Annotated in this window: 2 protein-coding genes; both read right to left on the bottom strand. The window is 40.1% G+C overall.

Features of this window, described 5'->3' with window-relative positions; genetic code table 11:
- Positions 1-101: 101 nt before the first annotated feature.
- A complete protein-coding gene (locus tag G561_RS0113535) occupies positions 102-758 on the bottom strand; it encodes a hypothetical protein (RefSeq protein WP_028859998.1) in 657 nt (218 codons plus the stop codon).
- The gene (locus tag G561_RS0113530) at positions 758-1,273 is read right to left on the bottom strand and encodes a hypothetical protein (RefSeq protein ID WP_028859997.1); all 516 of its coding nucleotides are present in this window, start codon (positions 1,271-1,273) and stop codon (positions 758-760) included. Before G561_RS0113530 ends, G561_RS0113535 begins: the two co-directional genes overlap by 1 nt.
- Positions 1,274-1,388 lie beyond the last annotated feature (115 nt).

Below are 1,388 nucleotides of genomic sequence, written 5' to 3'. Positions count from 1 at the left end.
ACGGCTCGCTCTTTCATTTCAGGGGTATAGTTTCGTGTTTTCATTGTCGTATTCTCTCAGAAAATTGAGTCTCCGACAATCCCGGGGCGGTTCATGGGTTGTTATTGACTGGCTTTAAAGTTTTTTAGTTCTTCGTAAAACCATGGGTGTAGTTTGGTTGGAGTCAGAAAATTCCTCGTTAATGATAGGTAATAGAACATATCTTCTTTAATATAATAAGCCCCATAAAGCGACATATCCAAACGATATCCTCTGTTTTCATCTTGGAATATCTGAACGAACTCATCTGTTAAGTTGTCTTTTATGGATAACCTAGTACCTACTCTATCCAAATAGTACAAAGAAGACATAAACAATAAACTTTTAATATTACACCATACCACTTCTGATAATATCGGATTATTATCCTCATCCACCGCTTCACGGTATATGATGCCTGTGGCTTGTTCAATACAATACCAATTATCAACATATGGATTAGCAAAGTGACAACATCCCTCTGCCAGTTCAACCTCATCAGGATAATCTTTATCAGCTTGATACAGCTCTTTTATTTCCTGAAATGAAAAATTTGCATTTTGATTTTTCAAAAAAGCGGTAAAGTGATTACCTCCAAACCTCGCTAAAAAATCAACATGGTCTTCACGATAAGGGGCATTTTCAGATTCAAAAAAATCAATAATCTCCTGCCTATTGACAGGCACAATATCATCAGCATAAGAAATCAGACGCTCTGTGATATAGGTGACTAGGTCCATTATTCTTCTCCTTTGAGAGGGTTGGGTTCTTGTCGTTTTGGTATTGCTGTATCTTGATAAATCTGTTGATTGTTTGGTTCGGCGCACGTTAAACAGGGGTCCATCTGTTGATTATCTAGTATATCAGCATCTTTATCTGTATATGGATGTGGATTGTCATCTTTACCGCGCCATAGCGTTGCCGAACCCGTAGCAGGGCTAGGGTTATTACCTGCTACCATAGCACAAGCAGGTTCAGCACAAACGCCAGGCTTGTTGCCTAATTCACCATTAGGACCCTCTCCCCTAACAATACCATTGTTTTCATTAAGGGCACTGGTGCTGACGTTATATTTGCCCTCTCCATAAGTCTTATCAAGCTCACTTTGTAGCCTACGGGCAACATTAGGATTAGTACCAGAAACACCCACGCTAACCGTACCATCTTCGTGGGTTATGACGCTCACAGTTTGATTTTTCTTAGGGTTAAAAAGATTCTGTTGACTGCCGTCTTTTCTAGTAACCGTGCTGTTCATGACATCGACTACATTTTGTCCCTTGAACCGCCCCGGGATTGTCGGAGACTCAATTTTCTGAGAGAATACGACAATGAAAACACGAAACTATACCCCTGAAATGAAAGAGCGAGCC

This window comes from Psychrobacter phenylpyruvicus DSM 7000 = NBRC 102152 (assembly GCF_000685805.1).
Classification (GTDB): Bacteria; Pseudomonadota; Gammaproteobacteria; order Pseudomonadales; family Moraxellaceae; genus Psychrobacter; species Psychrobacter phenylpyruvicus.
The sequence above is the reverse complement of the archived record's forward strand: the minus strand, read 5'-3'. Positions and strand labels throughout refer to the sequence as shown.